Raw genomic sequence first — 20,968 nt, 5'->3', positions numbered from 1 at the left:
CACCCATAGCTCAGCTGGATAGAGTACCTGGCTACGAACCAGGGGGTCGGGCGTTCGAATCGCTCTGGGTGTACCAAATAAGTAGTGAAGCCAATCTTCAGTAAGATTGGTTTTCCGGGGTTTGCACCCATAGCTCAGCTGGATAGAGTACCTGGCTACGAACCAGGGGGTCGGGCGTTCGAATCGCTCTGGGTGTACCAAGTTTAAGTAAAAAAGCCAGTCGAGAGACTGGCTTTTTTATTTTTACGCTTAGCTGGGGCCTGGCATGAATATCAGGTGCGCGCTTGCTACTGATGTCTGCTTGAAATTACGCGACTTACTCTACTTATGGTTTTGCCTTCTGGCAGCAGTTTTGGTCAAGGTAGATAGAAGTTTGCGGCCCGGGTGGATTGAGGGCCGGGTTTCGCAGGAAGATGTAAGGCGTTAGGGTTGTTATCCAGACAGCTGTTGTGTTCGCCAGATCGAGCATCTTCTGGCAAGGAAGTCCTTCAAAAAACCATGTTATGGAAGTTTCTTCAAATTAGTTCTTGACTCATTAAGAACTAACGTACATAATGATTCTTCTCTGACGCGGGGTGGAGCAGTCTGGCAGCTCGTCGGGCTCATAACCCGAAGGTCACAGGTTCAAATCCTGTCCCCGCAACCCAATACCTTCAGTAAAAAGCCCGGTCGAAAGACTGGGCTTTTTGCTTTGTAGGTCAGTGCTTGGATAAATCTAAGCACTTAGCGACTCAAGTGCGAATTCGCAGGGGGGCCAGCGCCGTGCTGGACGCAATGGGGCTTCAGGCTCGATCCAGGGCTTACCAGTGGTGGTTAATGCAAAAAGGACATGGTATGCATGTCCTTTTTGTTTGTCTGGGGAGCGCTGCGACTCAGGTCACAACGATCTGTACGTGATCGTTCTCGATGCGCACAGAATGGGCACGCACCGAGTAGGCCGGGTTTTCCAGGCACTCGCCGCTGCGCAGATCGATGTGGTTTTTGTAAAGCGGCGAGGCCACCGCAATACGCTCGCCGAAGCTCCCCACCAGACCGCGCGCGAGTACGCTAGCGCCGGATTGGGGGTCGATATTGTCGATGGCGTAGAACTGCGCCTGACCAACCCGGAAGATCGCGATATGCTGGTCGTTGATCAGGGCGCAGACTCCAGTGTCGGGCAGGACGTCGCTGACTGCGCAAACGGTGGTCCATTGCTGGGTGCTGTTTGTCATGGGGCTTACTCCTGGTGTCAGGCTGGGCTGCCGTCAGTTGAGGTCTGGACGCGTTCTTCAGGACGGGCCGGGCGGATCTGGCCACGTTCCTGCACGAAAACGATCCTTTGGTCCGCTTGTTCGCTATTGACGAAGGAGCGGAAGCGCTTGCGGGTTTCGGGGTCGGAAATGGCCGTCTTCCATTCGCACTGGTAGGTATCCACCACATGCTGCATCTGGGCTTCAAGCTCGGCAGCAATGCCGAGGGAGTCCTTGATCAGTACTTCCTTCAAATACGCCAGGCCGCCTTCGAGGTTTTCGCGCCAGGTGCTGGTGCGTTGCAGGCGGTCTGCCGTGCGCACGTAGAACATCAGGAAGCGATCGATCAGGCGGAGCAGCTCGGCCTTTGTCAGGTCGGAAGCGATCAATTCGGCGTGACGCGGCTTCATGCCGCCGTTGCCGCATACATAGAGGTTCCAGCCCTTGTCCGTGGCGATGATGCCTACGTCCTTGCCTTGGGCTTCGGCGCATTCACGTGTACAGCCAGAGACGCCAAATTTGATCTTGTGCGGCGCGCGCAGGCCCTTGTAGCGGTTCTCCAGTTCCACTGCGAGCCCGACACTGTCATCGACACCGTAGCGGCACCAGGTCGAGCCGACGCAGCTTTTCACCGTGCGCAGGGACTTGCCGTAGGCATGACCGGATTCAAAGCCGGCTTCGATCAGCTCTTCCCAGATCAGGGGTAGTTGCTCGACACGGGCCCCGAAGAGGTCGACGCGCTGTCCCCCGGTGATTTTGGTATAGAGGCCGTATTTCTTGGCGACCTGTCCCACGGCGATCAGGCCGTCAGGCGTTACCTCGCCGCCAGGCATGCGCGGTACAACGGAATAGCTGCCATCTTTCTGGATGTTGCCCAGATAGTAGTCATTGCTGTCCTGCAGGCTGGCCAGCTCGGGCTGGAGCACGAAATCGTTCCAGCACGAAGCCAGGATATTCGCGGCAGCAGGCTTGCAGATGTCGCAGCCCAGCCCCTTGCCGTGGCGGGCCAGAAGTTCGCCAAAAGATTTGATCTGGCCGACCCGGACCAGGTGGTAGAGCTCCTGACGGGAGTGCGGGAAGTGCTCGCAAAGGTGGTTGTTGACGGCCATGCCGAGGCGAGCCATTTCGGCTTTCATTATCTGGGTGACCAGCGGCACGCAGCCGCCACAGGTGGCGCCGGCCTTGGTGCAGACCTTGAGTTCACCGATGCTGCAGGCTCCCTCAGCTACGGCTGCACAGATCTGCCCTTTGCTGACGTTGTTGCAGGAGCAGATCTGGGCGGTTTCCGGCAGGGCCTCCACACCGAGGCCGGGCTTGGCCTTGCCATCACTCGAGGGGAGGATCAGGAATTCCGGATCGGCGGGCAGCGTGATGCCATTGAGCGCCATCTGCAGCAGCGTGCCGTATTCGTCGGCATTGCCCACCAGCACGGCACCGAGCAACTGCTTGCCATCTTCGCTGACCACGATCTTCTTGTAGACCTGACGGCGTTCATCCACGTACTGGTAGCTGCGACAGTCCGGCGTCTTGCCATGGGCATCCCCGATGCTGGCAACATCGACGCCCATCAGTTTGAGTTTGGTGCTCATGTCGGCACCCACGAAGGCGACCTGTTCCTGGCCGGCGATATAGCGGGCCGCCACGCGGGCCATGTCGTAGCCGGGTGCCACCAGGCCAAAGACCTGTTCATTCCAGGCCGCACACTCGCCGATCGCAAAGATGGCCGGATCACTGGTGCGGCACACGCTATCGATCGCCACGCCACCGCGCGGGCCGATCTCCAGCTGACACTGCCGGGCGAGCTCGTCGCGGGGGCGGATGCCGGCTGAAAACACGATCATGTCCGTCTCCAGCGAGCTGCCATCCGAGAAGTTCATGCGGTGCCGGGCATGCTCGCCCTCAACGATCTCCAGCGTGTTGCGGCTGGTATGCACATGTACGCCCAGCGCCTCGATCTTGGCGCGCAAGACGCGTCCGCCGCCTTCGTCGACCTGTACCGCCATCAAGCGCGGCGCAAACTCCACGACATGCGTTTCCAGACCCAGATCGCGCAGAGCCTTGGCGCATTCAAGCCCCAGCAGACCACCACCGATCACCACTCCGACGCGCGATTGCGCACCGCTGGCCTGCATGGCCTGCAGATCTTCAATGGTGCGATAGACGAAACAATGCGCCCGCTCGCGCCCTGGCACCGGTGGTACGAAAGGCGTGGAGCCCGAAGCGAGGATCAGCCTGTCGTAGGACAGCAGCTCACCGTCGAGCGTGGTGACGGTGCGATTGTGACGGTCGATGGCGGTGGCCCGGGCTGCGAGGCGTAGCGAGAAACCGCTGCGTTCGAAGAAGCCTTCCTCAACCAGCGACAAGTCTTCAGCGCTCTTGCCGGCGAAGAATTCAGAAAGATGAACCCGGTCGTAGGCAGGCCTGGGCTCTTCGCACAGGACGGTGACTTCGATATCCGGTACCTGGAGCTGATGCAGTTCTTCCAGGAATTTATGGCCCACCATGCCGTGGCCGATAATGACTATCTTCATGTTGAATCTCGCACGACCGGCTTCGGAGGCTTGTGCAAATCATCGCGTGCCAGGCTTTGAAGCGGCACGTACATGAAGGCCCCCGCAGAACGCGGCGCTTTGTCGGGTTGGAATAACCGGGCTTCTGACTCTCGATAAAGAGAGAGGCCCGGATTTCGCCGTCGTTGGCGGAGGCAATATGTCCGCTACTACGTTGCAGGCGGACGCATGATCGCTAGCAGCATTTGTGCCAGATGCACAGGGCTTTATCTTTCAATGGTTTGAGATAGGGCAGGAGGTGCGTTTGAAACTGCGCAGCACTGAAGTAGTGCGATAGGGGGCTCTGCTGCATTGGTTTGGGAGTGGTGCGCGCGCTCAGCTGCACAAGAAAGTTGATTGCTGTGGGCGGGCTGGTGAGCTCTGGTGTCGCGAGATGCTGTGCCTGACGCAAGCAGGCGGTAGCGGAATGTGCTTCCCCCAAAAGCAAAACCCCCGGAGACCGGGGGTTTTGCTTTTGGGCACTGCCCGGCCGCAGCCGGGTTTAGCGGGGATCGATCAGGGGGCAACCGTGATCGTGATCTTGCCCTTGGTGCTGCCGCCGAGGAAGTCCGTCACCTGGTACTGGACCACGGCGGTGCCGGCGAAGTCGGCGGCCGGGGTGAAGGTGACAATACCGTTCTCGTCGAAATCCACCGTGCCCTGGCCTTCCAGCACCTTGGTTTCTTCGATCATGAGCGGATTGTTCTCCTTGTCGGAGTCGTTCTTCAGCACCTCGATCTTCACCGGCTGACCCTTGGCGGTCTTGCCAGCATCGTCCACCACCGTCGGGGCTGCGTTCAGCTCACCTACCGCGGTAGGCAGCCACAGCGAAAGCTGGGGCAGATAGGTCACCATCATCAACACGGCGAACAGGGCAACGAAGAAGGGGGCCATGGCCTTGGTGACCTGCTCCATCTTGCGACCCGATACAGCGCTCGCTACGAAGAGCACGGAGCCCACCGGCGGGGTGATCAGGCCGATCCCCAGGTTCACCATCATGATCATGCCGAAGTGCACCGGGTGAATGCCGAGCGGGGCAACAACCGGGTACAGGATCGGGGTCATGATCATGATCAGCGGGGCCATGTCCATCAGCGTGCCGAGGATCAGCAGCAGGACGTTGATGGCCAGCATGATGATGATCGGGTTATCCGAGAGGCTTGTGAAGAAAGCCGAGATGGTTGCCGGGATCGACAGGATGGTGAGAATCTGGCCGAAGGCAGCAGCAAAGCCGATCAGGATCATCACAATGGTGACGGTCTTCACGGTGCGGTGCACAAGCACCGGCAGCTGGCGCCATTTGTAGTCGCGGTACACGAACATGGTGACCAGGAAGGCCCACACGCAGGCGATGGCGGCCGATTCCGTGGCCGTGTAGAGGCCGGAGAGGATGCCGCCGAGGATGATCACCACGGTGAACAGGCCGGGGATAGCGTCGAAGGCCTGCTTGGCGGCCTGCTTCAGCGTGAGCACTTCGCCCTTCGGGTAGCCGCGCTTGGCTGCGAAGAAGATGCACAGGGCCATCAGGGTCAGGCACAGAGTAATGCCCGGCACCACACCGGCCAGGAACAACGCCGGAATCGAGGCACCGCTCACATACAGCGAATAGATCACGGCGTTGTGACTGGGCGGGATCAGGATTGCCTGCACCGAACCGGATGCCGTGACGGCTGCTGCATATTCGCGCGGATAGCCGTGCTTTTCCATCTGCGGAACCATCACAGAGCCGATCGAGGCGGTATCCGCCACGGAAGAGCCGGAGATGGCGCCGAAGAAGGTGGAGGCGAGGATGTTCACCAGCGACAGGCCGCCGCGGATGAAGCCCACGAAGATCGAGGCGAAGTTGATCAGGCGGGTGGCGATGCCGCCCTCGGCCATGATGGCGCCAGCCAGCACGAAGAAGGGAATGGCGAGCAGGCTGAACTTGTTCACCCCGTCACCCATCTTGAGCATGATGGTGGTCATGTAGCTCATGTCGCCGGCGAAATAGATCGCGCCGAACATGGCGGTGAGCCCCAGGGTGTAGGCGACGGGCAGTCCTACTGCGAGCAGCAGGAAGAAGATGCCCATGATGATTACAGAATCCATGACGGGCTCCTTAGTTGGTCGAGTCTTCAGCGCTGCCACCATGGCTGCCGATCATGACGATCGGGCGCTGGTGCTGGGAGCCGAAGAAGAAGGATTCGATGATGAAGAGCAGGGTGGCGGCCGAGCCAATGGGCAGGGGCAGGTAAGTCCAGCTCACTTGAATCTGGGTGAAATCGGCAAGCGTTTGGCCGGTTTCCATGAAGAAGAGCACGCGATCAGTACCGTAGACGATCACGAAGAGGGCCACGAGGGCCATCAGCAGGTCGACGATGCGGGCAAAGATGTATTTGCCTTGCGGGGGCAGGCGATCGGTGAGCATGGTCACAGCGATGTGCGAACCTGCGCGATAGGCCGCAGCCGAGCCGACGAATGTAAAGATGATCATGCACATGAGGGCCATCGGCTCAGGCCAGGAGAGGCCGGAATCGAACCACTTGCGGGCAACCACCTGAACCGGGATGACGAGGGTCATGACCACCATGGCCAGACCGGCAATCCAGATGCAGAGCCAATACACCGCATCCATTGCCTTGCAGTACGTATCTTTCATTGCTACTTGCTCCAAAAGGCCGCAAAAAAACTGGCGGGCCGGGCAGACCCGCCAGTTCCTTGGTGCAGCGGTATTACTTGACGTCGTTGATGCGCTTGATCAGGTCGGCGAACTGGGCACCGTACTTGTCACGCACCGGTTGGGTGGCCTTGTAGAAGGCTTGCTTGTCGACGTCGGCAACAATGGTCACGCCAGCAGCCTTGAGGCGGGCGGAATCCATGGTGACGCGCTTGTCCCACAGGGCGCGCTGCTCGAACTGGGCTTCCTTGGCCAGCTTCTTGATCAGAGCCTGGTCTTCCGGGGTCAGTTTTTCCCACTTGGCCTTCGAGAACACGAAGATTTCGGGAATGATCAGGTGGCCGGTCAGGTCGTAGTACTTGGCGACGGTGAAGTGGTTCTGCGTCACATAGGTCGGCACGTTGTTTTCGGCACCGTCAACCACACCGGTCTGCATGGCGCTGAAGAGTTCGCCGAAGCCCATCGAGATGCCCGAGCCGCCCATGGCGTTCATGGTGTCGATGAAGAGCGGGTTGCCCATCATGCGCAGCTTCTGGCCAGCCAGGTCAGCCGGTTTGCGCACCGGCTTCTTGGTGTACAGGTTGCGCGTGCCGCCGTCCATCCAGCCCAGTGCCACGAGTTTGGCGGAGCTGGCGGTGATCTTGGCAAGGATTTCGTCGCCGATCGGGCCGTCGATCACCTTGCGCATGTGGGCTTCGTCACGGAACACGAAGGGCATGTTGAACACGTTCACTTCTGGCACCACCGGGCCCAGCGGGCCAAGCGAGGTACGCAGAATGTCGATGCCGCCTGCCTGAGTCTGCTCGATCATGGACTTTTCATCGCCCAGAACGGCACCCGGGAACATCTTCAGGGTGTATTTGCCTTTGCTTTGGGTTTCAAGCTTCTTACCCAGATTCTGCATGGCCACCACGTTCGGGTAGCCCTCCGGGTGGACGTCAGCGGCCTTGATTTCCACGGCTGCTACGGGGGCGGCGGCGAAAATCGCCGTGGCCAGTACTGCTGCCAGCTTTGATGTACGCATTATCGTGTGTCTCCTGATAGTGACCAACAAAACAAAAAACGTCCGGCCGGGGCCGTCCATCTCCTGAAACCAGCCCTCACAGGTGATGCGGATCGGAATCCATACCGCCTGAGCGGGGTGCTACGACGATATCACCGGGGGATATCGTGTTTTCGATGCCATACCCTTCGGGTGCGATGTCAGTGTTGCCCTTGAGCAACACCTGACCCGCGCTTATCCGGAGGTCTTCTGAGCGGGGCCTTCAAACAGTCTGCGGCGAGCGTTGCCGAGGTGAAAACGCATCGCCTCGGCTGCATCGACCGAGGAGCCCTTTTCGATTGCGGTGAGGATCTCGCGGTGCTCAATCTGCACCAACTCACGCCACACGCGTTCGCGTTCGAGCGAGAGATTCAGCGCCAACTGCATGCCCACCCGCATCTGTTCGATGATCAGTTCCAGTGCCGTGACGAAGAAAACGTTTTGCGAACCACGCGCGACGGCAAGGTGGAACTGCAGATCGTGTTCGACGAAGGCGATGTTGTCGTCCTGATTGCGCGCAGCTTCCATCGCATCGAAACAGCGCCGGATGTCGTCCAGATCACGCGGAGTACGCATTTCGGCCGAGAGGCTGGCTCCGGACGCTTCCAGCGCGATGCGGAAGGCGAAGCAGCGCTGCACGTCGGCAATGCTTTCGATCGGGGCAAAGCGCTTGATATTGCGATCCGGGCGGCGCAGTACATAGCTGCCGGAGCCGCGCTTGGAGGCAATCAGGCCATCCAGACGCAGACGGGAAAGTGCTTCACGCACGGTCGGGCGGGAGACGCCGTACTGTAGTGCCAGCTCGGCTTCGGTCGGCAGACGTGCGTTTTCCGGGAAGTCTCCGTTGGACATGGCTTCCACGATGCCGGTGTAAACGGTGTCCACCCGATTCGTGCCGCTTGCCCTGGTTTTTTTATCCGGCTGGATGTCAGCCATGTGCCCCTCCTGTAAGAGTCGGCGCATTTTGCCTTACACCTTGTGGGTGATGTAAACCTTTTTCGGACAAGTCATCGAAAAGCCCGTTTTTTTTGATCTGGCAAGGGTTTGCTAGGTGTTAACCCGCATGCTTTTGGGCTATTTTGGGGCGTCTGGTAAGACAACTTCTTACGTATAAACCTTGATTGTGCATGCCCTGGAGTGCTTGTCAGGCAACTGCTGAACAAGCTGGGTCGCTTCGCAAGCGTTTATCGGCGTTTTAGCCAAGCTGACTGAAGTCGCTTTCCTCGAGGCGTCGCCACTGTCCGCCCACGCGACCTTCGAGGGGGCGGAACTTTTGCTTGTAACTCATCTTGCGACTGTCGCGAATCCAGTAACCCAAATACAGATAGGGGCGGCCGATACTGTGGCAGCTGGCGATCTGCCACAGGATGCCGAAGCTGCCGTAAGAGGCGCCCGGCACTTCGGTGTCGTAGAAGGTGTAAACGCTGGAGAGGCCGTCACTGAGGCAGTCAATCAGGCTCACCATGCGCAATACCCCGTTTTCGCGGAACTCGATCAGGCGCGTGTCGACCTGGCTTTCGAGCATGAAATGGGCGTATTGCTCGCGATCATCCTGATCCATGCCGCCGCCTTCATGGCGGGCATGCTGGTAGCGGCGGTAGAGGTCGAAGTGCTCTTCCGAGAAACGCAGCTCAGCCTCACGCGCCTCAAGATTCTGATGCTGTGCCCAGGCGCGACGCTGGCTGCGGTTGGGCGTGAACTCGGCAACGGGCAGGCGCACCGGCACGCAGGCGCGGCAGGCATCGCACCAGGGGCGGTAGGTGTAGATCCCACTGCGGCGGAAGCCATCGCGTACGAGCTGGCTGTAGAGCTGGGTGTCGACCATGTGGGCCGGCGTGGCGACCTGCGAGCGCGCCTGACGCTCTGGCAGATAGGAGCATTCATAGGGCGCCGTGGCGTAGAACTGCAGCAGGGCGTAAGGCAGATCCTGCAACTGGGACATCAGCTCCTCCAGTCGGCCCGTGCAAAATCAGCGGGCCATGTGCCGGGAACGGCATCGCGGGTCCATTCCTTGAGGCCGGCCACATAAGCGTGGCGTGGAATCTCGGCGGCTCCCAGCGAGGCTAGATGAGTGGTGTTCATCTGGCAATCCAGGATTGCAAATCCTTCGCGTGCAAGCAGGCGGGCAAGATGGGCGAAGGCGATCTTGGAGGCATCCGTGGCGCGGTGAAACATCGATTCGCCGCAGAATACCCGCCCGATGGCTACACCATAGAGCCCGCCGACGAGTTCGCCATCAATCCAAGTTTCCACGCTGTGCGCCCAGCCCAGTTTATGCAGGTGGCAATAGGCTTCCTGCATGTCCGCCACGATCCAGGTGCCGTCGGCATAGCTGCGTGGCGCCGCGCAAGCGGCCATCACAGCCGGAAAGGCGGTGTCGCAGCGCACTTCATAGTGACCGCGGCGCAGGGTCTTCTTCAGTGAAGCGCTGATGCGCTCCTCGCCGGGGCGCAGCACCATGCGCGGATCTGGGCTCCACCACAACAGCGGGTCGCCCTCGGAGAACCATGGAAAGATGCCTTGACGGTAGGCCATGAGAATCCACTCCGGGGCAAGGCTGCCGCCGGCCGCAAGCAGGCCCGCCGGGTCGCGCAGAGCGCGGCTGACCGGCGGGAAGGCAGGCGGATGCTCGGGGTTGAGGCAGGGGATCATGCGGCTTGGACTGGCGGGCTTGCGTTCATTCTAGGGCATGAATGAACAGGGGCGGCCTTCTGCAGAAAAACCGCCCCTGAACGGCGTGCGTCAATGCGATCAGTTGGCGCTGATCGTGAAGGTCTTGCTGCCGAGCAACACTCCGTTGGCGTGGAACTCGGCGCGCCACTGGCCTTCGCCCAGTCCGACAGTGGTTTGTGTGGCCCAGAAAGTACCGGGCGAACGCTTGTACTCAACCTTGGTGTTGCGCTGGGTGCGAATCAGCTGGTTGCCCTTGAACCATTTGACTTCGATGTGCTGCAGGCCAGGTGCCCAGTCTGCAGGTTCCCACGAGATGTTGGCAAAGAGCACGACCTTGCCTTCCAGCGTGAACTGGTCGGCGATGCCCTGCAGGCCTGCATCCTTGCTGTAATCGCGGGCCAGGCTCAGCGTGACGTGCTCGGGCTTGAGGGTGGGGGTGAAATAGCCGGGTGCACTGCTGCTGGCAGTCGCATTGGGGGCTGAGGCGCTGGGCGGCTTGGCGCTCGTTTCCGCTGCGGCAATGGCCGGGGCGGGCAGATCAAACGGGACGAAGACCACTTTGTCATCTACTGCGTAGAAGCGGCATTCGCCGATCTTTGCGTTGCGGCAGGCGTTGATAGTGGCTTCGTAAGGGCGCGGAACCTGGGCATTGGCCCACCAGCAAGCCTGGTTGGCGCCAATCACGAAGGCGCGCGGAGAGTCCTGCTGGAGGAAAAGTTTGTAGCGCTCCGCGCATTCATCGGTGAGCGGGGCAATGGGCTTGCTCTCAAGGGCTGCGAGCTGGGTGGCCGGTGGGGGTGAGAGGTCCTCTTTTTCGACCAAGGAGGCGTGCGTGAAGCGCTCTTCGCTTGTGATGATCTTCTTCTGCAGTGCCGTGCCGGGGGTGGGCATGCAGTCGTTCAGATACTGGAAGCGCCCCAGTTTCTTGGCCCGCTCGCCGGAGCAGTGCAGGACCGCGCCCAGCGAGTGCCGAGCGCCCGGAGCGAAGAAAACCTTGCGGTCATAAATGCCGTCCATGTTGCTGGCAAAGATCGAGTCGCGATGGATCAGCAGGTCCTTGCCGGAGAGGGTCGTGTGGTCTTCCCACCAATCGACGACTCTGAGCATCGGTGTCTGATCCTCGGTCTGACGATAGGTGGTGTCGGCGAACATCAATGAAACGTAGTGAATCTCTGGGCGGCCTGCGCCACTGAACATGCGCCGCTGTCCGGCCAGAAACATCATGGCGCAACTGAAACTCTCGCAACTACCGTGTGCGACGGTGGTGAGTTTGGCTTTCTCTACTTTTTCAGCCAACTCCGCAGCTACTTGCCAGTTATTGCCCGCCGGTGCGCGCAGCACCAGCGTGGTGATGCTAGGGGTCAGCGCGGCTTGCAGGCGCTCTGCGTCGCCCGCTTCGGCCTTGCCCTGCACCAGCAGTACTTCATTTTTCGGGATGAAGCTCAGTGCAGCTTGTGTCGTGCTCAGCATGAGCATGGCAGCTGCAGCAAGCATTGCGTGCAGCAGTTGTGTTCCTTTCATGTTTTCCCCTTTTTGTTCGCTCTTGTTTTTATGACGCTGCGTATTTTAGTTGATGCGTTGAGCGCATGGCGTATGGCTCCGGGCCGTCTCCTCAAGGCCGCCAGCTGCCGAGCAGTTTGTTCCGGGTGAAGTCGGCCAGCTGTGCATCGGTCAGCTGGCGGCGCCTGGCGTTGATGGCGGCCCCCGGCCCGCTGCTGCGGTATTCGAAGAAGCGGGATTGCTCCGGGGTGTAGGTGACGCGTTCGCCTGTCTTAGTGGTGGAGCTCATCGAGTCCCAGCCCTCGGCGGTGATGTGGGCATCCATCCAGCATTCGAGGAAGACGGACTGGCCGATGGCGTCTGCCGCGCCATTCGGATGCCAGGGGCGGCCCAGCGCGACGGTGGCGTCCGGCACGCCGGCTTCGCGGCTCAAGCGGCAGCGATTGAAGATGAAGCCGTATTTCTGGCTGACGTGCGTGCTCGGTGCGGTGAGATAGCCGACCTTGGTGGTGGCGTAGCCGGCGGGGCGGGCGCGCAGTTCGCATTCCTCGAACCAGGCTTGGCCGCCACCGAAGATGAAGTCGACATTGCCGGCGATCAGGCAACGCTCGAAATAGCTGCGGCCCACGTGGGGGCAGAGGGTGTCCTGATAGCCCAGCAGATTCACGTTGCGGAAGCTGCAGCGGTCGGCCTGGCCGCCGATGTACACGGCCAGCGCCTGGCTGCCGCGGATGAAATCGGGGCTGCTGCGGTCGCGCGCCATGTTGCCGAGGTAGTCGAAGCTGTTTTCGATGGTGAGGTTTTCGGCGCTGAAGTCTGTGCCACGGATCGTCAGTGTGGCGCTGCCATCTGTGCCCCAGAAACCGCCAGTGGGTTTGACCTGGCCGGCGTAGGCATCGAAGCTCAGGATGCAGCGCTCGCGGTCTTCACCGGTGAGGCGCAGGCCGTTCTTCATGACGGTGATCTTTTCGACGTAGCGCCCGGGCTTGAGCTGGACCCACCAGTCACCGAAGACCGGAGCGGCGTCGAGCGCCTGCTGCACGGTCTGGTAGGTGGGGCGGCCATTGATGAGGCTGCCGGCCTTGCCAGTGAAGCTGGCGTCGACCACGCTGTCCGGCCCGTCCTTGGGCTGAGCGGGGGTGCTGGCACAGGCGCCGAGGCCGAGGGCGGCGAAGGCGACGCTACTGCGGGTGAGAAATTGGCGGCGATCAGGATTCATGGCGGGCTCCAGCGAAAACGGGTTCGCGGGCAGGATAGCAGCGCCGTGTTTCCGGTGCCAATGCAGGCGGGCCAAGCAGGTTTCAGCGCTCTGCGGCTGGCATGTGCCGCAGGAACCATGCGCAGGCAGCACGGCTGGCGTTCTCCAGGCTCCCCGGCTCGATCAGGCTGGCACTGGCGCCGGGAACGGTATGCCAGAGTTTTTCGCCGCCGAGCAGCTTCCAGGCTTGCTGGCTGGGGGCTGTGAGTTCGCTGGCGGCTTCGGGCACGATCATCATCAGTGGTACTTGCAGGCTGCGCAGCGGGGCGGCGCCGGCAAGTTCCGGGCGCCCTGCGCGGCTGACCAGTGCGCTCACATGGCCGGGCTCGCGTGCGAACTGGCGGATGCAGGCGCTGAGTACGCTGTCGCTCGCCAGTACGCCCAGCGGCAGGCCTTGCAGACTTGGCTGTTGAGCGATCCATTCGAGTAGGGCGGCGATGCGTTGGTCGAGCAGGGCAATGTCGTAATGCGCGTCGGAATCGTGCTGGGCCTCGTAGGGGGTGAGCAGGCTGACTAGCAGGGTGGTGAAACCGGCTTCATGCAGGAAGCCGGCGGCGTGGCTGTCGCGTGAATCGCGCAGCTGCGCAATGTGTGGCAGGGCACAGAGAATCAGGCCGCGCGGCTGTGCGGGGCTGGCGTGGAGGGCATCGAGCCAGACCTTGCCAGTCTGGATACGTAATTCATGGGTGCTTGTCATTTCATCCTTCGCGGGCCAGCTGGATCGGAATGCGCCGGTTGCCGAAATTGCCGGCCTGGGCGGCGAAATGCCCGGCGAGTGGCTGGCCGCAGTCGGGGCATTTGCCTTGGGGATTGAGCCGGTAGCGACGAATGGCATAGCCCTCACGCTCGATCAGGCTGGCACCGCAGTGTGCGCAGTGGGTGGTGGCACCGGCCGGGTCATGCACGTTGCCGGCGTAGACGTGGCGCAGCCCGGCATCCAGCGCGATGCGGCGCGCCCGCTGCACGCTGGCGAGCGGCGTGGGCGGCCGGTCTGTGAGCTTGTAGTCGGGGTGGAAGGCGGTGAAATGCAGCGGCACTTCAGGGCCCAGCTCGCGGCAGATCCAGTCGCTCAGCGCCTTGATCTCGGCATCGCCATCGTTGGCGCCGGGTATCAGCAGGGTGGTGATTTCCAGCCAGCAGGTGCTTGCGTGCCGGATCCACTGCAGGGTGTCGAGCACCGGGGCGAGGTGGGCGCCGCAGAGCTTCACATAGAAATCGTCCGTGAAGCCTTTGAGGTCGACGTTGGCGGCGTCCATCACGGCGAAGAATTCGCGCCGCGGTTCGGGATGAATGTAGCCGGCGGTGACGGCCACTGTGCGCACATTTTCGACATGGCATTCGGTGGCGATGTCGATGGCGTATTCGGCGAAGATCACCGGGTCGTTGTAGGTGAAGGCCAGGCTGGCCGCGCCGATCTTGCGCGCGCCACGGGCGATGGTGAGCGGGCTGGCCTGATCCATCAGGCGGTCCATGTCGCGGGATTTCGAGATGTCCCAGTTCTGGCAGAACTTGCAGGCGAGGTTACAGCCGGCGGTGCCGAAGGAAAGGATTGAGCTGCCCGGCAGAAAGTGGTTGAGCGGTTTCTTCTCGATCGGGTCGAGGCAGAAGCCGGAGCTGCGGCCGTAGGTGCTGAGTACCATCTCGTCGCCGACCCGCTCGCGCACGAAGCAGGCGCCGCGCTGGCCGGCATGCAGGCGGCAGTCGCGCGGGCAGAGGTCGCACTGGAGGCGGCCGTCATCAAGCAGATGCCACCAGCGCGCCGGGTGATTCATCCGGCTTCCTTGTATTTCGTGACGCGGTAGCGGCCGAGCTGCATATCGGCTGGCCAAAGAGCGACTGGCAGGCCGGCCTTCTGTAGCAGCTGGCGGATGAAATCCTGTGGCTCCGGCAATTGCTCCCAGACCTGTGGCAGGAAGGTGGCGCGGCGCGCGCCGCTGGCGAGGATCACGCCGTCTTCGAAAGGCGTGAGCTGGCGCAGGCAATCTTCTTCGGTGGGGCAGTGCACGAAGCTTACTGGCCCCAGCACCGAAACCTCAATCTGCAGATCGGGCCATTCTTCGGCTGTGAGCGGGGCAAAGCGAGGGTCGCGAAAAGCCGCTGCGCGGGCGTTGTCGGCTACGTCCGGTCCGAGCGCCTTGACCGGCTGTAGCTGACCGATGCAGCCGCGTAACAGCCCTTCGCGGGTGAGGGTGACGAAGCTGGCACCGAGCTCATGCAGGGCCGGGTGATCGCCGGGTTCGGCCGCCTTCAGCCCCAGCGTGCCGGCAATTGCCGCACGGGCTTGGGCAAGGAGAAGAGGGCCGAGTGCGGCGTCGGTGGTCATGGCGACTCAGTGAGTGCGGCGCTGGCCGGGCGAAAAACTCAGGGCCGCGTAGCCGACCACGCGTGAGCGGTCGCCTGCCGTGTCGCCCGAATTGCGCAGATCGAGCAGGCGCGGCAGCAGGCCGTGGCGCCGGGCGGTGATGCACAAGGCATTGATGGCGGTCGCACCGCAAGCCTGCTCATGATTGAGCGGGCCTTCGCCTTCGAGAATCAGGCCAATGGCGTCCATGTCGTCGGCCTGGGCCTGGGCATAGGGGTGGTAGTGAGAGAGATCGGAGCTCACCACGATAAGGGTTTCCGGCCCGCCCCACACCGCTTCGAGCAGTTCGGCGACCTGCTGGGCTTCGATCATGCCGAGGGTGAGCGGCAGGATGCGAAAGTGCTCCAGCACGGTTTGCAGGAAGGGCAGCTGGACTTCGAGCGCGTGCTCCTGAGCGTGGGCACTGTCATCGAAAACCACGCCAGGGCGTTGAGCAAGCGTGAACACGGCGTCGCTATCGATTTCCACATTGCCGAGCGGGGTGGCGAAGGCAGCACAGCCGGGCAGGGCGGCACCGGCAAAGGCCATGCGGTGGCTGGGGCCCACCAGTACTACGCGGCGAATGATGTCGCGCAAGGCTTCCAGCATGCAGTAGGCGCTGGCGGCAATCGGGCCGGAGTACATGTAGCCGGCATGCGGCACGATCAGCGCCTTGGGCGGCTGCAGGGCGGACGGCCGCTCGGTTTGTGCGAGCAGGCTGTGCAACTGCGCGCTGAGCGTGTGCGGGTCGGCCGGGTAGAACAGACCGGCAACGGCGGCGGGGCGAACGGGCTGGGTGGCCATGGCGGGGAAAAGTGAGAGGCTATCCTGATTATAGGTAGCGGGAACCCCACCTGGCCGGGCTGAATTGCCCGGCTGTCCGTTACAATCGTATGAATTATTCAATATGAACAACAGGATAGCGGCGTGATCAGACAGAGAACCCTGAAAGCAGTGGTCAAGGCAACCGGCGTGGGCCTGCATGGCGGCAAGCGCGTGGAAATGACGTTGCGACCCGCAGCCCCCGATACCGGTATCGTGTTTCGTCGCGTAGATCTGACGCCACCGGTGGATCTGTTCTGCGATCCCTATGCGGTCGTCGATACGCGCATGTGCTCCGGTCTGCAGAAGGACGGTGCCAAGATCGGTACGGTGGAGCATCTGATGTCGGCGCTGGCTGGGCTGGGCGTGGATAACTGCTATGTGGACGTCGACGCGCCCGAGATCCCGATTCTCGATGGCAGCGCCGCGCCTTTCGTGTTCCTGTTGCAGTCGGTGGGCTTCGAGCTGCAGGATGCTCCCAAGCGTTTCCTGCGCGTGAAGAAGGCGGTGGAGTATGTGGAAGGCGACAAATCCGTGCGCCTGCTGCCGCATGATGGTTTCAAGCTCTCTTTCGCGATCCACTTCAATCATCCGGCCATCGATGGCACGGCCACCGAAGTGACCGTGGATTTTGCCAATCAGAGCTATTCGCGCGACGTAGCGCGGGCCCGCACCTTCGGTTTCGTGCAGGATCTGGAGGTGCTGATCGGTATGGGCCTGGCCCAGGGCGGCAGCCTCGATAACGCCATCGTGCTGGACGAATACAAGATCCTCAATCCGGATGGCCTGCGCTATGCGGATGAGTTCGTGAAGCACAAGGTGCTCGACGCCATTGGCGATCTCTACTTGTGCGGTCATCCGCTGCTCGCGCATTACGTGGCCAACAAGTCTGGCCATGCGCTCAACAACCAGATCCTGCGCGTGCTGCTGGAGGATAAGGAAGCCTGGGAAATCGTCACTTTCGAGGATGACGCAAAGCTGCCCGAAACCCTGCGCGGCCAGCTCGAAACCCAGCTGACCTTTGCCTGAGGCGGTCATGCTGATCTTGCGCCTGGTTGCCCTCGCACTGGCTCTGGCCATCGGCGTGTGTGCCGCGCTGGGCCTGCTCACGCGGCAGCCATACTTCTTCCGCTGGGCCTGGAATCTGTTCCGCTACGGACTCGTTGTGGGGCTGGTCACCCTAGTCTTGTTGGTGTTCGAGCGCCTGATCGCACCGCTGGTCTGAGGGCCGCTCCTACTGGAAACGCGCGGGCCGCTGGCTTCTGCTCAAGCGCTCAGGCATCAGCCCTTTGCGCTGCGTTCGATCATCCGCTTCAGGGCCCGTGCCAGCGGATCGTCCGGCTTGAGGCCTTCAGCCAGCCCCAGTAGCGCAGCCCGCCCGTCGGCGCCAATCGGCCGCACGATGACTTCTTCTTCACGCCCGTTGCCTGTGAAGGGGCTGGCTCGTACTTTCACCTTGATGCTCTGAATTGGTTCGCCGGCCACCTGCAGTGAATGCTTGAGGGTTTCCAGCCCCAGCTTGAGGCGGGTGGCCATCACGGGCGAGGCCACGTGCAGGATCAGCTCGCCATCCTGGAAATTGGCGACCTGCGCAGCCCCGCGCGACACGGCCGGCAAGGCAGCGTCGAGCTTGCGCTGCAGGCGCTGCAGGAGGGCGGCGTGATCCTGCAGGCGGGCGAGGACGTCCGAGCGTCCGATGAAACGGTTGAGCGGGCTTGTAGCCATCGAAATCGGCCCCATGTGGGCGCACAAGGGGGAGTGAGTCAGCAGGGCTCAAGCATGCCGTGTTTGCGTTGTAGCAAGCAAGCAAGGAAGAGCTGATCGGCCTCCGAAACGCCCGGCGGGCCATGCCGGGGCCGCATGCTAGAATCCGCGTCTTTGCCGCGCCTTACTCGTCCATCCAAAATGATCGCTGGCCTTCTCAAGAAAGTCTTCGGCAGCCGCAATGACCGGCTGGTCCGTCAATACATGCACAAGGTGCGTGCCATCAACGCCCTTGAGCCGCAGATCCAGGCGCTCAGCGATGAAGCGCTGCGCGGCAAGACCGAGGAATTCAAGGCGCGCATCGCCAAGGGCGAAAGCCTTGATGCACTGCTGCCGGAGGCCTTTGCGGTAGTCCGCGAAGCCGGCTTGCGGGTCCACGGCATGCGCCACTTCGACATGCAGATGGTCGGTGGCATGGTGCTGCACGACGGCAAGATCGCCGAAATGCGCACCGGTGAAGGCAAGACCCTGACTGCCACGCTTCCGGTGTACCTGAATGCGCTCTCCGGCAAGGGCGTGCATGTGGTGACGGTGAACGATTACCTTGCCAGCCGCGATGCGGACTGGATGGGGCGCATCTACAGCTTCCTGGGCCTGTCCACCGGCGTGATCTATTCGCAGCAACCGCAAGCCGAGAAGCTTGCCGCCTACGCTGCGGACATCACCTACGGGACCAACAACGAGTTCGGTTTCGACTACCTTCGCGACAACATGGTCTACGAGCTCGGTCAGCGCGCCCAGCGCGGCCTGAACTTTGCCATCGTCGATGAGGTGGATTCGATCCTGATCGACGAAGCCCGTACGCCGCTGATCATCTCCGGCCAGGCCGAAGATCACACCGACCTCTATGTGCGCATGAATGCTGTGGCGCCCCTGCTGACCAAGCAGGAAGGTGAGGACGACAACGTTACCGTGCCGGGCGACTACACCGTCGACCTCAAGCAGCAGCAAGTGCTGCTGACCGAGCAAGGCTATGACCATGCTGAAGAGATTCTGGTGCGTCTGGGCCTGCTGCCCGAAGGCCGCAGCCTCTACGAGCCGGGCAACATTCTGCTGATCCATCACCTGTACGCCGCCCTGCGCGCGCACTCGCTGTTCCACAAGGATCAGCAGTACGTGGTGCAGAACGGCGAAGTGATCATTGTTGATGAATTCACCGGCCGCCTGATGGTGGGTCGCCGCTGGTCCGACGGTTTGCATCAGGCCGTGGAAGCCAAGGAAAGCGTGAAGATCAACTCCGAGAACCAGACCCTGGCCTCGATCACCTTCCAGAACTTCTTCCGCATGTACGGCAAGCTTGCCGGCATGACGGGTACGGCCGATACCGAGGCCTACGAATTCCACTCCATCTATGGGCTGGAAACGGTGGTGATCCCGACTAATCGCCCCATGATCCGCCTGGACATGAACGATCTGGTCTATCGCACCGAGAAGGAAAAGCACGCCGCCATCATTGCGGACATCAAGGACTGCCACGAGCGCGGTCAGCCGGTGCTGGTCGGTACTACATCGATCGAGTCTTCCGAACTCCTGTCCGAACTGCTCAAGGTCGAGAAGCTGCCGCACAACGTGCTCAATGCCAAGCAGCACGCCCGTGAAGCCGAGATCGTGGCGGATGCCGGGCGTCCCGGCGTGATCACCATTGCCACCAACATGGCCGGCCGTGGTACGGACATCGTGCTGGGCGGCAACGTCGAGAAGCAGATCTCGCTGGTCAAGGAAAACGCCGAGTTTTCTGATGAGCAGAAAGCCGACAAGATCGCCACCCTGCGCAATGAGTGGCAGGGCCTGCACGAGCAGGTGCTGGCCGCTGGTGGCCTCAAGATCATCGGTACCGAGCGCCATGAATCGCGCCGGATCGACAACCAGCTGCGCGGCCGCTCCGGTCGTCAGGGGGATGCCGGCGCCAGCCGCTTCTACCTGTCGCTGGAAGACCCGCTGATGAAGATCTTCGGCGGCGAGCGTCTCTCCGCCATCATGCAGCGCCTGAAGATGCCTGAAGGCGAGCCGATCGAAGCGGGCATGGTCAACCGTTCGCTGGAGTCCGCCCAGCGCAAGGTCGAGCAGCGCAACTTCGATATCCGCAAGCAACTGCTTGAGTACGATGACGTAGCCAACGATCAGCGCAAGGTCATCTACCACCAGCGCAACGAACTGCTTGAAGCCAGCGATATTGGCGAGACCATCACTGCCATGCGCCAGGGTGTGATCGCCGAACTGTTCCGCACCTATGTGCCGGCCGAGTCGGTCGAAGAACAGTGGGATCTGGCCGGTTTCGAGAAGGCGCTCAAGGCCGAGTATGGTGTAGAGGTACCGGTGGGCCAGTGGGCCAAGGACAACACCCGTCTCTCTGACGAAGACCTGCTCGTCAAGGTGGTTGAAGCGACCGATCAGGCCTATGCCGACAAGGTCAAGGATGTGCAGCACGACGCTTGGGCTGGTTTCGAGCGCAGCGTGATGCTCAATACCCTTGATCAGCACTGGCGCGAACACCTTTCTGCGCTGGATCATCTGCGTCAGGGCATCCATCTGCGCAGCTATGCGCAGAAGAACCCGAAACAGGAATACAAGCGCGAAGCTTTCGAACTCTTCGAATCCTTGCTGGACACCGTGCGGACCGAAGTGGTGCGTTTGCTGATGACCGTGCAGGTGCGTTCAGAGGAGCAGATCGAAGAGGTCGCCGAACAGCATCCGGGTGTGGAAAACGTGCAATACCACCACGCTGACTACGACGAAGCGCTGGCGGAGGCGGCCGTCACCGAGAAGAAGCAGCTGCCGGTTGAAAACAACGGCTTGCGCGTGGGGCGCAATGATCCTTGCCCATGCGGTTCAGGCAAGAAGTACAAGCAGTGCCACGGGGCATTGGCTTAAAGCGTGCTGCGCGAACCGGGCTTGAGGCTGTGATGCTCGCCGTATAGAAAGCATACGGCTGCGTGTCTCGCCTCAATCGCGGCCCGCTCGCTACGCTTTCCGCTAACGCCTGGTTCGGGCGGTGATGAATGCAAAAAAGCCAGACTTCGAGTCTGGCTTTTTTGTGTCTGTCGAAATCTTGGTACTGACACCCAGTTCTCGGATAACAGGCCCGGCACGGGGTCGAATTCGCGCAGATTAATGCTGATCAGCGTCAGTCCCTG

18 protein-coding genes and 2 tRNA genes are annotated in these 20,968 nt (G+C 61.4%); 5 read left to right on the top strand and 15 right to left on the bottom strand.

The genetic code is table 11. From position 1 onward, the window contains the following. Window positions 1–123 precede the first annotated feature (123 nt). Together Q3Y64_RS18895 and Q3Y64_RS18890 are read left to right on the top strand one after the other, a co-directional pair. Window positions 124–200, top strand: a tRNA-Arg gene (locus tag Q3Y64_RS18895). A gap of 369 nt (window positions 201–569) precedes the next feature. Beyond that, window positions 570–643, top strand: a tRNA-Met gene (locus tag Q3Y64_RS18890). Window positions 644–872: 229 nt separating this feature from the next. Here Q3Y64_RS18890 and nirD read toward each other — a convergent pair. The 14 genes from nirD to amrB form a co-directional block, all read right to left on the bottom strand. After that, a complete protein-coding gene (nirD, locus tag Q3Y64_RS18885; RefSeq protein ID WP_101944257.1) occupies window positions 873–1,211 on the bottom strand; it encodes a nitrite reductase small subunit NirD in 339 nt (112 codons plus the stop codon). A 17-nt stretch (window positions 1,212–1,228) separates the two neighbouring features. Next, a complete protein-coding gene (gene nirB / locus Q3Y64_RS18880) occupies window positions 1,229–3,760 on the bottom strand; it encodes a nitrite reductase large subunit NirB (protein ID WP_303564365.1) in 2,532 nt (843 codons plus the stop codon). Between the two features lie 534 nt (window positions 3,761–4,294). Next, window positions 4,295–5,866, bottom strand: a complete 1,572-nt coding sequence (locus tag Q3Y64_RS18875) for a TRAP transporter large permease subunit (RefSeq protein WP_303564363.1) — start codon at window positions 5,864–5,866, stop codon at window positions 4,295–4,297. A 10-nt stretch (window positions 5,867–5,876) separates the two neighbouring features. Next, a complete protein-coding gene (locus Q3Y64_RS18870) occupies window positions 5,877–6,416 on the bottom strand; it encodes a TRAP transporter small permease (protein ID WP_303564361.1) in 540 nt (179 codons plus the stop codon). A 73-nt stretch (window positions 6,417–6,489) separates the two neighbouring features. Next, on the bottom strand, window positions 6,490–7,458 hold the full coding sequence (locus Q3Y64_RS18865; RefSeq protein WP_101944253.1) for a TRAP transporter substrate-binding protein: 969 nt from the start codon (window positions 7,456–7,458) through the stop codon (window positions 6,490–6,492). A gap of 213 nt (window positions 7,459–7,671) precedes the next feature. After that, on the bottom strand, window positions 7,672–8,412 hold the full coding sequence (locus tag Q3Y64_RS18860) for a FadR/GntR family transcriptional regulator (protein WP_158239276.1): 741 nt from the start codon (window positions 8,410–8,412) through the stop codon (window positions 7,672–7,674). A gap of 259 nt (window positions 8,413–8,671) precedes the next feature. Next, entirely contained in the window at window positions 8,672–9,418 is a 747-nt protein-coding gene (locus Q3Y64_RS18855) for an arginyltransferase (RefSeq protein ID WP_101944251.1), read from the bottom strand. Beyond that, window positions 9,418–10,128: a leucyl/phenylalanyl-tRNA--protein transferase gene (gene aat / locus Q3Y64_RS18850; RefSeq protein WP_101944250.1), complete on the bottom strand. Its 711-nt coding sequence runs from the start codon at window positions 10,126–10,128 to the stop codon at window positions 9,418–9,420. Before aat ends, Q3Y64_RS18855 begins: the two co-directional genes overlap by 1 nt. A gap of 99 nt (window positions 10,129–10,227) precedes the next feature. Then, window positions 10,228–11,670, bottom strand: coding sequence for a hypothetical protein (locus Q3Y64_RS18845; RefSeq protein WP_303564358.1), 1,443 nt, complete (start codon window positions 11,668–11,670; stop codon window positions 10,228–10,230). 91 nt (window positions 11,671–11,761) lie between these two features. Next, entirely contained in the window at window positions 11,762–12,868 is a 1,107-nt protein-coding gene (locus Q3Y64_RS18840) for a pectinesterase family protein (RefSeq protein ID WP_303564355.1), read from the bottom strand. Between the two features lie 82 nt (window positions 12,869–12,950). Then, complete coding sequence (locus Q3Y64_RS18835; RefSeq protein ID WP_303564353.1) at window positions 12,951–13,604, bottom strand: hypothetical protein; 654 nt, start codon at window positions 13,602–13,604, stop codon at window positions 12,951–12,953. 1 nt (window position 13,605) lies between these two features. After that, on the bottom strand, window positions 13,606–14,679 hold the full coding sequence (amrS, locus tag Q3Y64_RS18830; protein ID WP_303564351.1) for an AmmeMemoRadiSam system radical SAM enzyme: 1,074 nt from the start codon (window positions 14,677–14,679) through the stop codon (window positions 13,606–13,608). After that, window positions 14,676–15,230 carry an AmmeMemoRadiSam system protein A gene (gene amrA, locus Q3Y64_RS18825; protein ID WP_303564348.1) on the bottom strand — a complete coding sequence of 185 codons (555 nt, stop codon included), beginning with the start codon at window positions 15,228–15,230 and terminating at the stop codon, window positions 14,676–14,678. Before amrA ends, amrS begins: the two co-directional genes overlap by 4 nt. A 6-nt stretch (window positions 15,231–15,236) precedes the next feature. Beyond that, on the bottom strand, window positions 15,237–16,052 hold the full coding sequence (gene amrB, locus Q3Y64_RS18820; protein WP_303564346.1) for an AmmeMemoRadiSam system protein B: 816 nt from the start codon (window positions 16,050–16,052) through the stop codon (window positions 15,237–15,239). 123 nt (window positions 16,053–16,175) lie between these two features. Between amrB and lpxC the strand changes: the two genes are divergently transcribed. Beyond that, the gene (lpxC, locus tag Q3Y64_RS18815) at window positions 16,176–17,099 is read left to right on the top strand and encodes a UDP-3-O-acyl-N-acetylglucosamine deacetylase (RefSeq protein WP_303564344.1); all 924 of its coding nucleotides are present in this window, start codon (window positions 16,176–16,178) and stop codon (window positions 17,097–17,099) included. A 7-nt stretch (window positions 17,100–17,106) separates the two neighbouring features. Beyond that, the gene (locus tag Q3Y64_RS18810) at window positions 17,107–17,295 is read left to right on the top strand and encodes a hypothetical protein (RefSeq protein ID WP_101944243.1); all 189 of its coding nucleotides are present in this window, start codon (window positions 17,107–17,109) and stop codon (window positions 17,293–17,295) included. A gap of 56 nt (window positions 17,296–17,351) precedes the next feature. Here the strand turns inward: Q3Y64_RS18810 and Q3Y64_RS18805 are convergent, their stop codons facing one another. Beyond that, a complete protein-coding gene (locus tag Q3Y64_RS18805) occupies window positions 17,352–17,795 on the bottom strand; it encodes a DciA family protein (RefSeq protein ID WP_158239275.1) in 444 nt (147 codons plus the stop codon). Between the two features lie 180 nt (window positions 17,796–17,975). On the opposite strand from Q3Y64_RS18805, the gene secA reads away from it, so the two are divergent. Next, window positions 17,976–20,705, top strand: coding sequence for a preprotein translocase subunit SecA (gene secA, locus Q3Y64_RS18800; protein WP_101944241.1), 2,730 nt, complete (start codon window positions 17,976–17,978; stop codon window positions 20,703–20,705). Window positions 20,706–20,968 lie beyond the last annotated feature (263 nt).

It is taken from the genome of Uliginosibacterium sp. 31-12 (assembly GCF_030548425.1).
GTDB classification, from domain to species: domain Bacteria; phylum Pseudomonadota; class Gammaproteobacteria; order Burkholderiales; family Rhodocyclaceae; genus Uliginosibacterium; species Uliginosibacterium aquaticum.
Note: the sequence above shows the minus strand (reverse complement) of the source record. Positions and strands in the feature narration are given on the sequence as shown.